The organism is Thermalbibacter longus (genome assembly GCF_023806485.1).
Classification (GTDB): Bacteria; Chloroflexota; Chloroflexia; order Thermomicrobiales; family Thermomicrobiaceae; genus Thermalbibacter; species Thermalbibacter longus.
Genome location: NZ_JAMSLR010000001.1, coordinates 506,798 through 522,464 on the forward strand (window position 1 = coordinate 506,798; position 15,667 = coordinate 522,464).

Annotated in this window: 13 protein-coding genes; 7 read left to right on the forward strand and 6 right to left on the reverse strand. The window is 66.4% G+C overall.

Annotated elements, in window-relative coordinates:
* Positions 1 to 65: 65 nt before the first annotated feature.
* From NET02_RS02195 to sdhC, 4 genes are all read right to left on the reverse strand, one after another.
* Positions 66 to 761 (reverse strand): succinate dehydrogenase iron-sulfur subunit, encoded by a 696-nt coding sequence (locus NET02_RS02195; RefSeq protein ID WP_284055733.1) that lies wholly within the window; start codon positions 759 to 761, stop codon positions 66 to 68.
* Positions 761 to 2,488 (reverse strand): succinate dehydrogenase flavoprotein subunit, encoded by a 1,728-nt coding sequence (gene sdhA / locus NET02_RS02200; protein ID WP_284055734.1) that lies wholly within the window; start codon positions 2,486 to 2,488, stop codon positions 761 to 763. Before sdhA ends, NET02_RS02195 begins: the two co-directional genes overlap by 1 nt.
* A 3-nt stretch (positions 2,489 to 2,491) precedes the next feature.
* Positions 2,492 to 2,908 (reverse strand): succinate dehydrogenase hydrophobic membrane anchor subunit, encoded by a 417-nt coding sequence (locus NET02_RS02205; RefSeq protein ID WP_284055735.1) that lies wholly within the window; start codon positions 2,906 to 2,908, stop codon positions 2,492 to 2,494.
* 63 nt (positions 2,909 to 2,971) lie between these two features.
* Positions 2,972 to 3,397 carry a succinate dehydrogenase, cytochrome b556 subunit gene (gene sdhC / locus NET02_RS02210; protein ID WP_284055736.1) on the reverse strand — a complete coding sequence of 142 codons (426 nt, stop codon included), beginning with the start codon at positions 3,395 to 3,397 and terminating at the stop codon, positions 2,972 to 2,974.
* A 352-nt stretch (positions 3,398 to 3,749) separates the two neighbouring features.
* On the opposite strand from sdhC, the gene NET02_RS02215 reads away from it, so the two are divergent.
* The 6 genes from NET02_RS02215 (at position 3,750) to NET02_RS02240 (ending at position 9,883) form a co-directional block, all read left to right on the forward strand.
* Positions 3,750 to 4,337, forward strand: coding sequence for a protoglobin domain-containing protein (locus NET02_RS02215; protein ID WP_284055737.1), 588 nt, complete (start codon positions 3,750 to 3,752; stop codon positions 4,335 to 4,337).
* 136 nt (positions 4,338 to 4,473) lie between these two features.
* Positions 4,474 to 5,097 (forward strand): MarR family winged helix-turn-helix transcriptional regulator, encoded by a 624-nt coding sequence (locus NET02_RS02220; protein WP_284055738.1) that lies wholly within the window; start codon positions 4,474 to 4,476, stop codon positions 5,095 to 5,097.
* A gap of 188 nt (positions 5,098 to 5,285) precedes the next feature.
* The gene (locus tag NET02_RS02225; RefSeq protein ID WP_284055739.1) at positions 5,286 to 6,707 is read left to right on the forward strand and encodes an alpha/beta fold hydrolase; all 1,422 of its coding nucleotides are present in this window, start codon (positions 5,286 to 5,288) and stop codon (positions 6,705 to 6,707) included.
* Between the two features lie 101 nt (positions 6,708 to 6,808).
* Positions 6,809 to 7,801 (forward strand): thiamine pyrophosphate-dependent dehydrogenase E1 component subunit alpha, encoded by a 993-nt coding sequence (locus NET02_RS02230; RefSeq protein ID WP_284055740.1) that lies wholly within the window; start codon positions 6,809 to 6,811, stop codon positions 7,799 to 7,801.
* Positions 7,802 to 7,844: 43 nt separating this feature from the next.
* Positions 7,845 to 8,864 (forward strand): alpha-ketoacid dehydrogenase subunit beta, encoded by a 1,020-nt coding sequence (locus tag NET02_RS02235; protein ID WP_284055741.1) that lies wholly within the window; start codon positions 7,845 to 7,847, stop codon positions 8,862 to 8,864.
* 29 nt (positions 8,865 to 8,893) lie between these two features.
* Complete coding sequence (locus NET02_RS02240) at positions 8,894 to 9,883, forward strand: ATP-NAD kinase family protein (protein WP_284055911.1); 990 nt, start codon at positions 8,894 to 8,896, stop codon at positions 9,881 to 9,883.
* On the opposite strand, the gene NET02_RS02245 is transcribed toward NET02_RS02240, so the two are convergent.
* Positions 9,862 to 12,150: a lytic transglycosylase domain-containing protein gene (locus NET02_RS02245; protein ID WP_284055742.1), complete on the reverse strand. Its 2,289-nt coding sequence runs from the start codon at positions 12,148 to 12,150 to the stop codon at positions 9,862 to 9,864. The genes NET02_RS02240 and NET02_RS02245 overlap by 22 nt on opposite strands.
* Positions 12,151 to 12,438: 288 nt before the next feature.
* On the opposite strand from NET02_RS02245, the gene NET02_RS02250 reads away from it, so the two are divergent.
* A complete protein-coding gene (locus tag NET02_RS02250; protein ID WP_284055743.1) occupies positions 12,439 to 12,990 on the forward strand; it encodes a DoxX family protein in 552 nt (183 codons plus the stop codon).
* Between the two features lie 16 nt (positions 12,991 to 13,006).
* Here NET02_RS02250 and ppdK read toward each other — a convergent pair whose 3' ends face one another.
* On the reverse strand, positions 13,007 to 15,646 hold the full coding sequence (gene ppdK / locus NET02_RS02255; RefSeq protein WP_284055744.1) for a pyruvate, phosphate dikinase: 2,640 nt from the start codon (positions 15,644 to 15,646) through the stop codon (positions 13,007 to 13,009).
* Positions 15,647 to 15,667: the final 21 nt, after the last annotated feature.

The window sequence follows — 15,667 nt, forward strand, 5'->3', positions numbered from 1 at the left end:
CCTACCGGTGAGACCTCAAGCACGGATCATCGACGAGGCCGACCACGTGTCCCGCACCCGAGTGCCTAACTCTGCTCGAAGAGAATGCGGCGCTTCACCTGCTCGATCGCGTGCGTCACCTGGATGCCCCGAGGACACGCCTCTGTGCAGTTGAAGATGGTGCGGCACCGCCAGACACCGAATCGCTGGTTCAGGACGGCCAGCCGCTCCTCGGTCGCGCGGTCGCGCGAGTCGAAGAGGAAGCGATGACCATTGACGATAGCTGCCGGGCCGAGCCATTCAGTCGTCCAGAAGATCGGACAGGCGGAGGTACAACAGGCACAGAGGATACACTTACTGGTGTCTTCGATGAGCTCGCGCTCCTCCGGGGTTTGCAGGCGCTCGCGCGTGGGTGGAGGCTCATCGTTGATCAGGTAGGGCATCACGGTCCGGTACTGGGCGAAGAACGGTTCCAGATCGACGACGAGGTCTTTGATTACCTTGAAGCCGAGCAATGGCTCAATGGTGATCTTCGGCCCCAGATCCTTGATCAACACCTTGCACGCCAGGCGGTTGCGCCCGTTGATCCGCATGGCATCCGAGCCGCAGATGCCGTGGGCGCAGCTCCGCCGGTAGGTCAGTGAACCGTCCTGGTACCACTTGACCTGGTTCAGCGCGTCGAGTACCCGGTCGGTCGGCTCGACCTCAACCGTGTATTCCTGGTAATGCGGCTTGGTATCCGTTTCCGGATTAAAGCGCTGGATCCGCAGTGTAACCTGCATCAGTATGTTCGCTCCTTCGGCTGGAACCGCGTGATGATTACCGGCTTGTAGGACAGCTCGAGGCCACCGGAGGTGCGGGTGACCAGCGTGTGCTTGAGCCAGTTCGCGTCGTCCCGCTGCGGGAAGTCCTCGCGGTAGTGCGCGCCCCGGCTCTCTTCGCGGGCCAGTGCGCAGGCGACGATCGCCTCGGCGCAGTCGAGCAGATACCCGAGCTCGATCGCCTCGACCAGGTCAGTGTTGAACGTCCGGCTGCGATCGTCGATCGTGATGCGGGTAAAGCGGTTGCGCAGCTCGACGAGCTTGTCCTGCATCCGGCGAAGGCCGTCGCCGGTGCGGAAGACGCTGGCGTCGGCCATCATCGCCTCTTGTAGCTCGGCACGGATGGTGGCCACCTTCTCCTGGCCCTCGTTCTCGAGGATCCATTCGACCTCCGCCCGAGCCCGGTAGTCAGGTTCCTTCGGCAGCGGGTGCAGATCGTTTTCCTGCACGAACTGCAGCATGTGCTTGCCGGCCCGCCGGCCGAACACCACGAGGTCGACGAGCGAGTTGGTCCCGAGCCGGTTGGCTCCGTGGACGCTCACGCACGCGCACTCGCCAGCGGCGTAGAGCCCTGGTACCGGCGTATTCTGGGCATCCACCGTGACGCGGCCGTCGACATCCGTCGGGATGCCGCCCATCGCGTAGTGCGCCGTCGGCTGGATCGGGATCGGGTCGACCACCGGGTCGAGACCGAGATAGGTGCGGACGAAGTCAGTGTTATCGGCCAGCTTGGTCTCGATGACCTCCTTGGGCAGGTGCGTCAGATCGAGATAGACGTAGTCCTTGCCCTCAACGCCCCGCCCTTCACGGATCTCGTGGTAAATGCTCCGGGAGACGACGTCGCGCGGCGCCAGGTCGAGCAGGGTGGGCGCGTAGCGTTCCATGAAGCGCTCTCCCAACCCGTTGCGCAGGATGCCCCCTTCGCCGCGGCACGCTTCCGAGAGCAGGATGCCGAGCTTGTAGATCCCGGTCGGGTGGAACTGGTAGAACTCCATGTCCTCGAGCGGTAGACCCCGCCGGAAGACGATGGCCACGCCGTCGCCCGTCAGCGAGAGCGCATTACTGGTGACCTTGAATACCCGGCCGTATCCGCCGGTAGCGAGCAGAACAGCCTTGGCGTGGAAGACGTGGAATTCGCCGGTCTCGACATCGAGCGCGACGACGCCGGTGCAGACGCCATCATCGGTGAGCAACAGGTCGAGCATCATGAACTCGTCGAAAAAGACCACCTGGTTCTTGATGCTCTGCTGGTACAGGGTCTGCAGGATCATGTGGCCGGTGCGGTCGGCTGCATAGCAGGAGCGACGAACCGGCGCTTCCCCGAAGTTGCGCGTGTGCCCGCCGAAGCGTCGCTGGTCGATCCGCCCGTCGGGCAGCCGGTTGAAGGGGAAGCCCCAGTGCTCCAACTCGATGATGGCATCGATCGCTTCGCGCGCCAGGACTTCGGCGGCATCCTGATCGACCAGGTAGTCGCCACCCTTGACCGTGTCGAACATGTGCCAGATCCAGTGGTCCTCCTCGACGTTCGCGAGGGCGGCGGCGATACCGCCTTGGGCGGCGCCGGTATGCGAGCGCACCGGGTACAGCTTGGTGATCACGGCGACATTGCACTTGCCGGCAAGCTGGGCGGCAGCCATCAGTCCCGCGCCGCCAGCTCCCACGATGACTGCGTCGAACCGGTGGTACATGGCTCAACTCCCCGCTGCCGTAGCCGCTGCCTGGAATGCATCCGGGTTGAAGGTCAGGACCGCGATCGAGCCGATGATCAAAAAGATTACCGCCGCGCTCCAGAGGATCGAATGGGCGAAGATGCGCCAGCCGCGGGAGCGCACGTAGTCGTCCACGGCGAGCCGCGCGCCGTTCAGGCCGTGAAGAAGCGCCAGGAAGAGCATCAGCCAGTCGAAGGCGCGCCAGAACGGTGAGCCCCAGCGATCGGCGACGAAGCGCCAATCGATCTCATCGACGGTATTGATCACGTGCATGATCACGACGTGCGTAATCGCGAGGAAGATCAGCAGCAACCCGCTGATCCGGAAGAAGTACCAGGAGTAGAGCTCGAATCCCCCCGCTGGCCGTTCGCGACCGACTCGCAGGCGTGGGGCGCTCATCTGGCTCACCTCCCGATCGACTCCGACCCTCTTGGCGTCGCTGGCATCATCGCGCTCGACCTGTTACCGAACCATAGCCCGGATCATGAGGAATGCAGTTGGGATAAAGCCGGCGAGAAACACGACGATCACTCCGTAGAAGAGCTGGCGCTCGAACTGGTATGCCTTGTCCCAGAAGTCGATGAGGATGATGCGTACGCCATTGGCCGCATGATAGTACAGCCCTGCCACCAGGATAATCTCGCCGATCCGGAACACCGGATGGCGGTAGAGGAAGAGAAGCTCGTTGAACGTCTCGGGCCCGTAACCGACGAGAAAGATATCGACGATGTGCAGCAGCAAGAAGAGGAGCACACCCAGACCGGTAATCCGGTGCAAGGCCCAGGACAACATCCCCACCGGGGGACGATAACCCCGGTAGGCGGCGATCCCGCGGGTACCGGCAGTTACCGGACCGCGCTCCTGCGTTGGGACTGTACCGGTGGTCACGATTCGAACTCCTCGGTGCTGCTATCCAGTCGCCGACGGGCCGTCCAGGCGCAGCGCGAGGTCAGAGGGGCGACCGGGCTAAGTGTACGGGATTGGGAAAATTTGAACAAGCAGGCGAATTGCGCCGGATCATCACTTCCTCGAGCATCTTTTGCTTGCACGGCATAAATCGTCCACCAGTAACAGGATCAAGCGGGCCTCGAGCGAGTGGCCTTCGATCGGGTCGGTGCGAGGCCAACTCGGATCGATCGACCCCGCCGCGTTCGGGGCTTGACACTCGCCATGACGCGGCCTACTATGTAGGTATCCTACATAGTAGGCCGGAGGCCGCTCGCGAGAAAGGAGCTTCGCCATGGCAAGGGACCAGATCCCCGGCTACCGGTATGGTGATCCTGCTCTACCACGGGCGCCCTATAGCGTGCAGGATCTCGAACTTCTCAAGCAGGCGCTCCTCTTCTCCGAAGAGGACGCGCAGGCACTGCGTCGCGCTGGCCAGATCCTCGAGCCCTACGTGGAGGAGATCCTCGATGTGTGGTACGGCTTCGTGGGCAGCCATCCGTTTCTCCTCCGCTACTTCGCGAACGAGCAGGGGCCGGTACCTGCGTACCTCGAGCGGGTGCGCAAGCGTTTCGGCCAATGGATCCTCGATACGTGTCGCGCCGAGTACGACCAGGCGTGGCTCGACTACCAGTACGAGATCGCTCGCCGTCATTTCGATCGCAAGAACCAGACTGACGAGGTCTCCGGCGCACCGCCGATCGTTCATTTCCGCTACGTCAACGCGCTCGTCTATCCGATCTACGCCACGATCCGTCCCTTCCTCGAACGTGGTGAGTCCGAGCCGAGGAAGGTCGACGCGATGCATCAGGCCTGGCTGAAAGCGGTCCTGCTCCAGTCAACTCTCTGGTCCTATCCCTACCTGAAGGAGAGCGCGTTCTAGAGTCTGCACAGCGTGCCGGCCGGCGGGCGCCGTAGATGCAAAAGTTTTTGCTACAATGCCGACTACGGCGCTCGCTGCACGTTTCTTTTTCCAGGAGCAACCTTGCAGCGATCTAACAGCGAGGAGTCGGGAGAAGGTGACCATCTACGATCCACTCTACCGGCGCACGTCGCGCGCGGCCCGGGTGGGAATGACGCTGTTACGGCTGAGCCAGGCAGTGAAGGTGATCACCGCGTCCGAGGTGTCCGGAACCGGGCTTACGCCGGTTCAGGCGCAGGCTCTGCTCTTCGTCCGCTACACTAAACCCTTCCTCGCTTCGGTGGGGCGGTTGGCCGAGGCGCTCGGCGTCACCCACGTGACTGCCATTGGCGTGCTCGATGGGCTGGTGCGGCATGGCCTCGTTCAGAAGGCGCCGAGCCCGTTCGACAGGCGGGTAACACTTCTGCGTCTCACTCCGGCTGGCGAGGACGTTTGCCAGCGGCTGAGCCGATTCGGGCACACGCTCGAAGAGGCGCTCGCGCAGCTCGACGAGCTTGAGCTCGAAGCTCTGGAGCGCAGCCTGGGGGCTGTGGTCTGGAGCCTACGGGAGGCCGGCGTGCTTCAGGTGGCCGAGCCGTGCCGCGGCTGTATCCATTTCCAGGAGAACGCCGTCCCGGGCAGCCCCGAGCCACACCGCTGCAGGCTCATCCAGCGATACCTCAGCGAGGCTGACGCGCGGCTGGCTTGCCCCGATTTCACGCCGGCGCCTCTGCCTCGGTAAGCTGCGACGAGCTCGTCGCGCTCCCCTACCATCCGAGCGCTGCCTTAACCGGTTGTCCTCCTGCCTCATCTCTGACCGGGTTGACAGGAGTGCCCGGCGCTCCTACGATGGAGACGATCCTCAGTGCAATGCCGATCAGCGGCTCTCCTGCGCGGGCAGGATCGGGTACCCGGAGGGGGGAGGCTGCAGTGGCGACTGTCGTTGTCATGCCCAAGCTCGGCCTGACGATGACCGAGGGCAGGGTCGGCAAGTGGCTGAAGCAGCCGGGAGAGCCGGTGAGGCAGGGCGAACCGCTCCTCGAAGTCGAAACCGAGAAGATCACGATCGAGCTAGAGGCTCCGGAAACGGGCGTGCTGAAGCACGTGCTCGCGCCGGAGGGCGCGACGCTTCCGGTCGCGGCGCCGGTAGCGGTGGTAGCCGCGCCGGAGGAGGAGGTCGACCTCTCGCTTCTCACTTCTGGGGCGACCTTCGCGGCTGAGCCGGTCGCGGCGGAGGCCACTGCCATCTCGGCGCCGGCGTCGATCCCCACCGTTCCCTCGGGCGGAGCACAGGTGGTGGCCACGCCGGCGGCACGCAAGCTGGCTCGGGAGCACGGCATCGACCTGGCGCGGGTACGCGGCACCGGCCCAGGTGGGCGGATCACCTACGAGGATGTCGAGCGGGCGATCGCTGACCGGGGACAAGCGGCGGCCTTCCCGCGCGGCCAACTCGTGACGTTCTACAGCGACGGCTTGCGGCTGGCCGGCGAGCTTTTCCTGCCCAGGGGCGAACCCAGGGCGGCACGCCTGCCCGGCGTGGTGCTGTGCACGGGTATCCAGGGCGTCAAGGAGCTGGCAATGCCGCTCCTGGCGCAGGCACTGGCCGACGCCGGCTTTGCGGCCCTGACCTTCGACTATCGTGGCTTCGGGAGTAGCGAGGGCGCGCGCTGGCGACCGCTGCCGTACGAGCAGGTGCGCGATGTCCGAGCCGCTATCACCTACCTCTCCCGGCACCCGCTAGTCGATGGTCAGCGCGTCGGGTTGCTGGGCATGAGCTTCGGCGGGGCGCATGCGCTGGTGGCTGCGGCCGAGGACGAGCGCGCCCGCTGCGTAGTCGCGCTCGAGCCGGTCACCGACGGGCGACGGTGGCTGCGTAGCCTGCGCTCGGAGTGGGAGTGGCGGGTCTTCCTGGAGGAGCTGGCCCAGGATCGCTCCGCGAGGGTGGTTCACGGCACGCCGCGGCGGGTATCGCTCTACGAGATCATGCCTCCGGATCCTGAATCCAGGGCTATCCTTCAGGAGGTGGCGCGGCAATTCCCGGAACTCGACGTCCACCCCGAATTCCCGCTGGACTCAGCCGAAGCGTTCATAGAGTACCACCCGGAAGCGGTCGTGGACCGGATCGCTCCGCGCGCGGTGCTGTTCCTGCATGGCGAGGTGGACGTGCTGGTGTCACCGGAGGAGTCGATTCTGGCCGCGGCGCGTGCCGGCGAGCCGAAGCGGCTGGTGCTCCTGCCCGGGATGGGGCATCTCAACTGGCTCAACCCCAAGCATCCGGTCTTCTCGCGGGTTGTGGCCGAGGTCACCGCCTGGTTGGAGCAGCATTTGGCCGCCTCGCAGCCCAGATCGTAGGCAGTGCGTCGTTGACGTTCGGGTGGGTTCGATCGCGAAAGGAGGAGATCGTAGAGACGGGAGGTTAGAGATTCGGAGTGGCTGCTCTGGGAGGTGTCGCGATGGACATCCCGAAAGAGAAGCTTCGCTGGATCTATGAGCGGATGGTCATGATTCGTCGGTTCGAGGACCGGGTGGCGCAGGAGTTCGCGGCGGGCAAGCTCCCTGGCTTCGTCCACCTGTATGCCGGTGAGGAGGCCATCGCGGTCGGGGTCTGCGCGCACTTGACTGACCGTGACTACATCACCAGCACGCACCGCGGCCACGGGCACTGCATTGCCAAGGGCGTGGATGTCCGCAGCATGATGGCTGAGCTCTTCGGGCGGAGTACCGGCGCCTGCAAGGGTAAGGGCGGCTCCATGCACATCGCCGACGTCGACAAGGGCATGCTCGGGGCCAACGGGATCGTCGGGGGTGGCCCGCCGCTGGCCTGCGGGGCCGGACTGATGGCAAAGGTGAAGGGAACCGACCAGGTGGCGGCCTGCTTCTTCGGCGATGGCGCGGCCGAGCAAGGCACCACGCACGAGGCGATGAACCTGGCAGCAATCTGGAAACTGCCGGTCATCTTCGTGTGCGAGAACAACCTGTATGCCGAGTCAACGCCCTGGACATACCACTGCGCGGCCTCGGACATCGCGAGCCGGGCGGCGGCCTACGACATGCCCGGCGTGCTGGTCGACGGTACCGATGTCTTCGCCGTCTACGAGGCGGCTGGCGAGGCGGTGGCCCGGGCACGCCGAGGAGAGGGGCCGAGCCTGTTGGAGTGCCGTGGATTCCGCTACTACGGGCACTTCCAGGGGGATGCAGTGACGTACCGCACGAGCGAAGAGGAAGAAGAGTGCCGGCGGCGCGACCCGATCGAGCGCTTTCGGCAGACGGTGCTCTCGCAAGGGCTCCTGACCGAGGACGAGCTCAACGCGATCGACGAGTCGGTGGCCCGCGAGATCGAGGAGGCGGTGCGGGACGCCGAATCGAGCCCGATGCCGTCTCCAGCGGAGTGCCTGACCGACGTCTATGTCGACTACCCGGCGGCGCAGCTCGCCTTCCGTCACTGAACGGCGCCGGCCCGGTGGGAATGACGAGAGGAGGGAAGGCGAGGTGGTCGTCGCAACGCGCGTCATCAGCTACCGCGAGGCCCTGAACGAGGCGATCCGCCTGGAGACGCGCCGTGACCCCACAGTGGTGATCATGGGCGAGGACATCGCGGGTGGGGCCGGCATCGGGCATATCGAGAGCGTCGGCGCCTGGGGTGGCGTGCTGGGCGTCACTAAAAGCCTGGTCAGCGAGTTCGGGCGCCAGCGCGTGCTCGACACGCCGATCAGCGAGGCGGGCTTCATCGGCGCGGCGGTAGGGGCCGCGGTCACCGGGCTGAGACCGATCGCCGAGCTGATGTTCGTCGACTTCTTCGGTGTCTGCATGGATCAGATCTTCAACCAGGGCGCCAAGCTGCGCTACATGTTCGGCGGCAAGGCCAAGGTGCCGATGGTTATCCGGACGATGATCGGGGCCGGCTTCGGGGCAGCCGGACAACATTCAGGTTGTCACTACTCGGTGTTCACTCATATGCCCGGGCTGAAGACAGTGGCTCCGGCAACGCCTTACGATGCGAAGGGCCTGCTGATCGCAGCGATTCGGGATGACGACCCGGTCATCTTCTTCGAGCACAAGCTGCTCTACGACACCACCGGCGAAGTAGCGGAGGGGGAGTACGTCATCCCGCTGGGCAAGGCAGACGTCAAGCGCGAGGGCAGTGCCGTGACGGTCGTCGCCATCGCTCGCATGGTGCACGTGGCAATGGAGGCGGCGGCGAGGCTGGCCGGTGAGGGAATCGATGTCGAGGTGATCGACCTGCGCACGCTGTCGCCGCTCGATGAGGAGGCGATTCTGGAATCGCTGGCCAAGACGCGCCGGCTCGTGGTGGTCGACGAGGACAACCCGCGCTGCAGCGTCGCGGCCGACATCGCCGCGCTGGCGGTGGACCAGGGCTTCGACTACCTGGATGCGCCGGTGAAAATGGTGACGGCGCCGCACACACCGGTGCCGTTCAGCCCGAGCATGGAGCAGTTCTATATCCCGAGTCCGCAGCGCGTGATCGACGCCATCCGGGAGGTCGTCTAATCGCCGGTCAAGAGGCCGTCGTCGGGATCATCGCCAACCCGGCTGCCGGCAAGGACATCCGGCGGCTGGTCGCCCCGGCGTCAGCGTTCGATAACAACGAGAAGGTCAAGATCGTCCGCCGGGTGCTGGCCGGGTTGGCGTTTACCGGGATCCGGCGCGTGCGCTTCCTTCCCGACTCCTACCAGATCGTCGGGCGTGCAGCAGATGGCTTGCACTCGGATGTCGAGATCGAGCCGCTGCAGCTCGCTGTTCACTTTACTGTCGAAGACACGGTCCGGGCGGCTGGCCTGCTAGCGGAGAGCGGGGCCGCCTGTATCGTCACGCTCGGGGGAGACGGGACGAACCGAGCCGTCGCCAAGGCGTGCGGTGATGTGCCGCTGATCGCTATCGCGACCGGTACGAACAACGTCTTCCCGCAGATGGTGGATGGCACGCTCGCCGGGATCGCCGCTGGGTTGATCGCCTGCGGGCACGTGCCGTCGACGCTGGCGCGCCGCACGAAGCGGCTGGAGATCTGGCTCGACGGCGAGCTGGCCGATATCGCGCTGGTGGACGTGGCGATCTCGCAACACCCCTTCATCGGAACACGGGCGATCTGGGATCTCTCGACCCTACACGAGCTGGTGCTGGCTCGTACCGAGCCCGGTTGCATTGGACTCTCTTCCATCGGCGCGCACCTGTGCCCGCTGGCTCGCGAGGATGAGCGAGGGTTGCACATCCACCTCGGCGACCAAGGCCAGCCAGTCTCGGCGATCCTGGCGCCGGGCATGATCCGGACGGTTCGGGTACAGCGGTGGCGCGCGCTACGGTGCGGTGATGCGGTGGAGATCGCGCTCCGACCCTGCACGGTGGCGGTGGATGGCGAGCGCGAGCTGCACCTCGAGCGCGGCGGATCGCTGGAGGTGCGCCTCACCGGCCGTGGTCCGCGCCTCGTCGATGTGCGGGAAGTCCTCTGGCACGCCGCGCGCGCTGGTCTTCTCCGCTCGCCGATCGGTGCTCAAGGGGAGGACGACCGGTAGAGGCGCTGGTAGTTCAGGTAGTTGGCGTATACATGCTGAACGTAGTCGTGCGTCTCCGGAAAGGGGATGCGCTCGACGAAGAGGTCCGGATCCGCGAGCCCGAATGCATCCACCCAGTTAGCCGCGTTCCCCTCGCCCGCGTTGTATCCGGCCAGGGCAGGGTAGAGCTGCTGCTCGTAACGGGCGAGTCGCTGAGCGAGGTAATACGCTCCGAACTCGATGCTCACCACTGGCCGGTAGAGGTCGCTAGGCTGCCAGTCAGACTGGCCGAGGGCCGCGGCGATGCCTTGCCCCGTGCTCGGCAAGACCTGCGTGAGACCGCGGGCGTCGGCGGGCGAGCGGGCCTGTGGCTCGAACGCGCTCTCCTGCCGGATCAGCGCGGCCAGCAAGAGCGGGTCGACCCCGCGCGCGCTGGCCAGGGGGAGCAGCAGATCTGGATACGGGACGGGGTATAGTAGACGCTCGAGCGTCCTCGGTAGCTCGGTCGCACCCGAAAATGACAGCAACTGGCTTGCAGCGCGATAGGCGTAGGCGACCTCACCCTGCTCACCGAGCAGCAGGGCGAGTGCGGCGAGCGCGGCCAGGTCGCGGGCGTACTGTTCGAGCAGGGCATCGACTTCCCAACCGGCCTCCATTCGCAGGTCCAGGGCGAGAAGGTCGCGGATACGCCGGTAACCGGGGTCAGTCTCGACCCGCCGGCGGGCACCCTCGAGGTCGGTGCCCAGCGCGACGAACCAGCGGACGAGCTGCTGGTCATCCGGCGGGGTCGCTTCGAGCGCCTCGAGGTCGAGTGTCGCGGGGGTCGCCCGAACGTCCTGTTGACCAGCGAGCAGCTCGCCGGCGCGCAGCCCGTAGAAGCCGGACGGGTCCTGCCGGCGTGCCTCCTCCCAGGCCGCCCTGGCGCTGTCGCGATTCCCGCTCGCTGCGAACGCCTTGCCCAGCCACAGCGCGTCACGCGCCGGGTTGCCACTGGCCGTATCGGTAGCTCCCTCGCGCCAGCGGCGTTCGGCCTCGGCGAGGTCTCCGCCCAGGTAGGCGAGGAGACCGAGCCGGAAGCGCGCCTCGGATGCCTGGGGCGTGTCGGAGAACTGGTCCAGGAGCCGCTGGTAGGCCAGGCGCGCCTCGGCGAGACGCCCGTCGTGCTCGTGTAGCTTGCCCGCGGTGAGGAGCGCTTCGGCGCTGAAGGGGCTGTTCGGGAACTGATCCACTAGGCTGGCGAGTTCCTGCGCGCTCCCGGCCGAATCGCCCGCGCGTAGCCGGGCCTGTGCGCGGTAGTACCAGGCGAGGTCGTTGCCCGGATTGATGGCGAGCGCCTGGGAGAAGATATCGATCGCGGCCGCGTACTGGCCGCTGTTGAAGTAGACCAGCCCCCGCTGCTCCAACAGCACGGCGTCACCGCGCCCCAGCTCGTCCAGCGCGGCCAAGGCGGGCGCCGCGAACGGGCTGTCCGGAGCCGCGGTAACCACTGCGATAAACCCGTCGACCGCCTCGGATTGACCCAGCGCACGTTGGGCCGCCGCTCGCGCGTACAGTAACTCGGCCCGGTAGAGCCGGAGGGTGGCGAGGTCGAGCAGGCGCGAAGTGACCTGCACGACGCCGGCATGATCGCCCCGTTGCTGGGCAATGGCGCGGACCAGCTCCAGGGCGGCGACTGCCGTGCGCCGGATTGGTGCCTGAACAGCGACGCTCTCGGCGACTGCTGAAGCCTCCTCTAGTTCGCCCGCCTGTTGCAGGTTGGAGGCGACTCGCAGGTCGACATATGGCCGGATTTCGGGATGCCGCTGCGCATAGGAGCGAAGGGTGTCGGCCGCCTGACGGTGGTCGCCCAGCGCTTCCCAGGCCAGGCCGCCAAAGAACTCCGCCTGGTCCGCTGCCTCGCTGTCCGGATATCGCCGCTGGAGGTCGGTGAGCACGTCGAGCGCCGCCCGTGCCTGGCCATCCTCGAGCAGTGCCCGTCCCAGCGCGAGCCGAGCTGCGGCGTCGAGGCTGCGATCCTGTGCGCCGAGCAGGGGTCCCAGCAGGCTGGCTGCGCCGGAAAAGTCGCCGCCATGAAGCAGACGCTGGGCGCGGGCTAGGCGCTCTCGCGGATCGAGCAGTTCAACTGTTGCCTGAGGGCCTGTCGGGGTCGCAACCGGCGGGACAAGCGACGGCTGGCTCTTCTCGGCCAGTTCGAGCTGGCGCCCGTCCCCGCGCCAGCCCCAGTAGATGCTCGCCAGGACGACGAGCGCCAGTAGGAGGTGGAGCCAGCGGTTGGGAAAGCCACGCATCGCCTCGCTCGTCTCGCCTCGCGGGTGCCCCAGGATGGTCTGGCCGACCGATCGCTACGACCTCATCCTGCTCTGCCGTAGCTCGTCCACGTGTGAGGGCTCGATCTCACATGGCAGCGCGATGTCGACGCTACTAACGGTAGCAGACATCCTGGCTGAGGTGTCGAGAGGGTTACATAAATCGTCTCAAGGAGGACGTCGTACTACAATACTCCTCGAACCCTCGATGCCGGGGAGCGGAGGGTCTAGTCACACCAGGGCGCTGCTCGGTCACCGAAGGAGGCGGCGATGGTGGATCTCGCAATCCTCGTGTTGCGGTTGACACTCGGGGCGCTGCTTACCGGGCACGGCTTCCAGAAGCTCTCCCGCCGGTTCGGGGGCGGAGGCTTGGTTGGCACGGCTGCCTGGCTAGAGTCGATCGGCCTCCGCCCGGGCAAGCGCTGGGCGCCGCTCGCGGCTAGTGCCGAATTCGGCGGCGGCCTGCTCACGCTGCTGGGCTTCTTGAATCCACTCGGCCCGCTGGCAATTGTCAGCACCATGACGATGGCAACGGCGACCGTGCACTGGGGCAAGCCGATCTGGGTAACAGCAGGCGGGGCCGAGCTGCCGCTGACGAACATGGCCATCGCGTCCGCACTCGCGCTAGCCGGACCTGGTCGCTACTCGCTCGACCATGCGCTCGGTATCCGTCTGCCTCGCTGGCTCTTCCCCCTCGGCATGGCGGTGATCGTCACCGTCGCAGCGCTGGCGCGCGCCGGTGTGCCGCCGATCGTGTCGCCGCCCGCGCCCAGCGAGCCGGAGCGGCCGGGCGAGCAGGCATCCGCTGGGACCCAGGGTTAGAGTCCACGCCCGGCGCTCAGACATCGCCCTCACGCTCGCCCAGCGCAGCCTGCGCCGCTGCCAGCCGGGCGACCGGTACCCGGTAAGGCGAGGCGCTCACGTAGTCCAGCCCAGCCCCGTGACAGAACCAGACGCTCTTCGGATCGCCGCCGTGCTCGCCGCAGATGCCGAGCTTGAGATCCGGGCGGGTCGAGCGGCCACCATCGCGGGCGATCTCGATCAGCCGCCCGACCCCCTTGCGGTCGAGCGTCTGGAAGGGGTCGGCCGGGAAAATACCCTGCTCGATGTAGAACGGCAGAAAACGCCCGGAATCGTCGCGGCTGAGCCCGAAGGTGGTCTGGGTCAGATCGTTGGTGCCGAAACTGAAGAACTCGGCCTCCTGGGCGATCTCGTCGGCGGTGAGCGCTGCCCGCGGTAGCTCGATCATCGTGCCGACCGAGTACGGAATCTCGCGGCCGGCCTCGGCGAACAGCTCGCGCGCGACGCGGTCGATCACCTCGCGCTGCCGGCGTAGCTCCTGCACATCGGCCACCAGTGGGATCATGATCTCCGGGTGCACCTCGATGCCCTCGGCCGCGCAATGCAGGGCCGCGCTGAAGATGGCCCGTGCCTGCATCTCGGTGATCTCCGGTGCGGTGATGCCGAGCCGGCAGCCGCGATGCCCGAGCATCGGGTTGGCCTCGTGCAGCGCTTCGACCTTCGCCCGGATGAGGTCGGGACTGACGCCGAGGTCACGGGCGACGGCCTCGATCTCCTCCTCGCTGCGCGGCAGGAACTCGTGCAGTGGCGGGTCGAGCGTGCGGATAGTGACCGGGAAGCCAGCCATCGCCTTGAAGATACCGATGAAGTCCTCGCGCTGCATCGGCTCCAGCTTGGCCAGGGCCGCTCGCCGCTCCTCTACGGTCTGCGCGAGAATCATCTCGCGCATGGCAGTAATCCGGTCCCCTTGGAAGAACATGTGCTCGGTGCGGCACAGGCCGATGCCTTCGGCGCCCAGCTCGCGCGCCTTGGCGGCGTCCTCCGGCGTGTCGGCGTTAGCGCGCACGCCCAGCCGGCGAATCTCGTCAGCCCAGCTCAGGAGCACCGAGAGATCGCCCCCGACAGCCGGCGCGACGGTAGGGATCTGGCCGAGCATGACCGCGCCGGTGGAGCCGTCGACGGTGATGAAGTCGCCCTTGCGCACGACGGTGGAGTCGACGCGGAACTCCTGCCGCTCGTAGTCGACCTCGAGCGCGGAGCAGCCGACCACCGCCGGCTTGCCGATGCCTCGCGCCACCACGGCAGCGTGCGAGGTCATGCCGCCGCGCGCGGTCAGCACGGCCTGAGCAGCCAGCATGCCGTGGAAGTCGTCCGGCGAGGTCTCGAGCCGGACCAGGATGACTGGCTCGCCGCGCTCAGCCCAGGCCTTCGCCTCGTCGGCGTCGAAGACGACTTTGCCGTAGGCCGCTCCTGGGCTGGCCGGCAGCCCACGTGCCAGCGGCTCACCCTTCCAGTTGAGGTCGATCATCGGGTGTAGGAGCTGCTCGACCTGGTCCGGCGAGACCCGCTGCACGGCCTCGCGTGGCTCGATCAGGCCCTCGCGCACCATGTCGACGGCGATCTTGACCGCAGCGCGGCCGGTGCGCTTGCCCGTCCGGGCCTGCAGCATGTACAGCTTGCCGTGCTCGACTGTAAACTCCAAGTCCTGCATGTCTCGGTAGTGGCGCTCCAGCCGTTCGGCTACCTCCAGCAGTTGCTCGTATGCCGGCCGCAGGAGCGGGTCGTCGCGCATCGCGTGGATCGGCTGCGGCGTGCGGATGCCGGCGACGACGTCTTCGCCCTGCGCGTTGATGAGATACTCGCCGAAGATCCCCTTCTCGCCGGTGCTGGGGTTGCGGGTGAAGGCCACGCCGGTGGCGGAGTCAGGGCCCATGTTGCCGAAGACCATCGCCTGGACGTTGACGGCCGTGCCCAAGTTGTGCGGGATGCCGTGTGCGTTACGGTAGTCGATGGCCCGGCGGTTATTCCAGGAGTCGAATACGGCGATGATGGCCAGCCGCAACTGCTCGTGACAATCCTGCGGGAAAGAGCGCCCCGCTTTCCGCTCGACGATCGCCTTGAACTCCTCGACCATCCGCTGGAGGTGCTCGGCCGGGATCTCGTGGTCGTGCTGGATACCGAGCTCGCGCTTGTGCTCATCGATCACGTCCTCGAACAGCTCGGCGTCGATATCGAGCACCACTTTGCCGAACATCTGGATCAGGCGACGGTAGCAGTCGAAAGCGAAGCGCTGGTCACCGGTCCTGGCTGCCAGGCCCTCGACTGTCTGGTCGTTCAGGCCCAAGTTCAAAATGGTGTCCATCATCCCGGGCATGGAGAACTTGGCGCCCGAGCGCACGGAGACCAGAAGCGGGTCGCGCGCGTCCCCGAAGCGCCTGCCCATCTGCTGCTCGATATCGCGGAGCCCCTCCAAAACCTCATCCCACAGCCCCTCGGGGAACTGCCGGCCGCCCTCGAGGAAGGCCACGCACGCCTGTGTGGTGATCGTGAAGCCGGGTGGAACCGGCAGACCGATTCGGGTCATCTCGGCCAGGTTGGCGCCCTTACCGCCGAGCAGGTCGCGCATCTGCGCGTTGCCGTCACGGAAGCGGTATACCCATTGCGTCGCGATGACCATGACAGAACTCCTCTCTCGTGG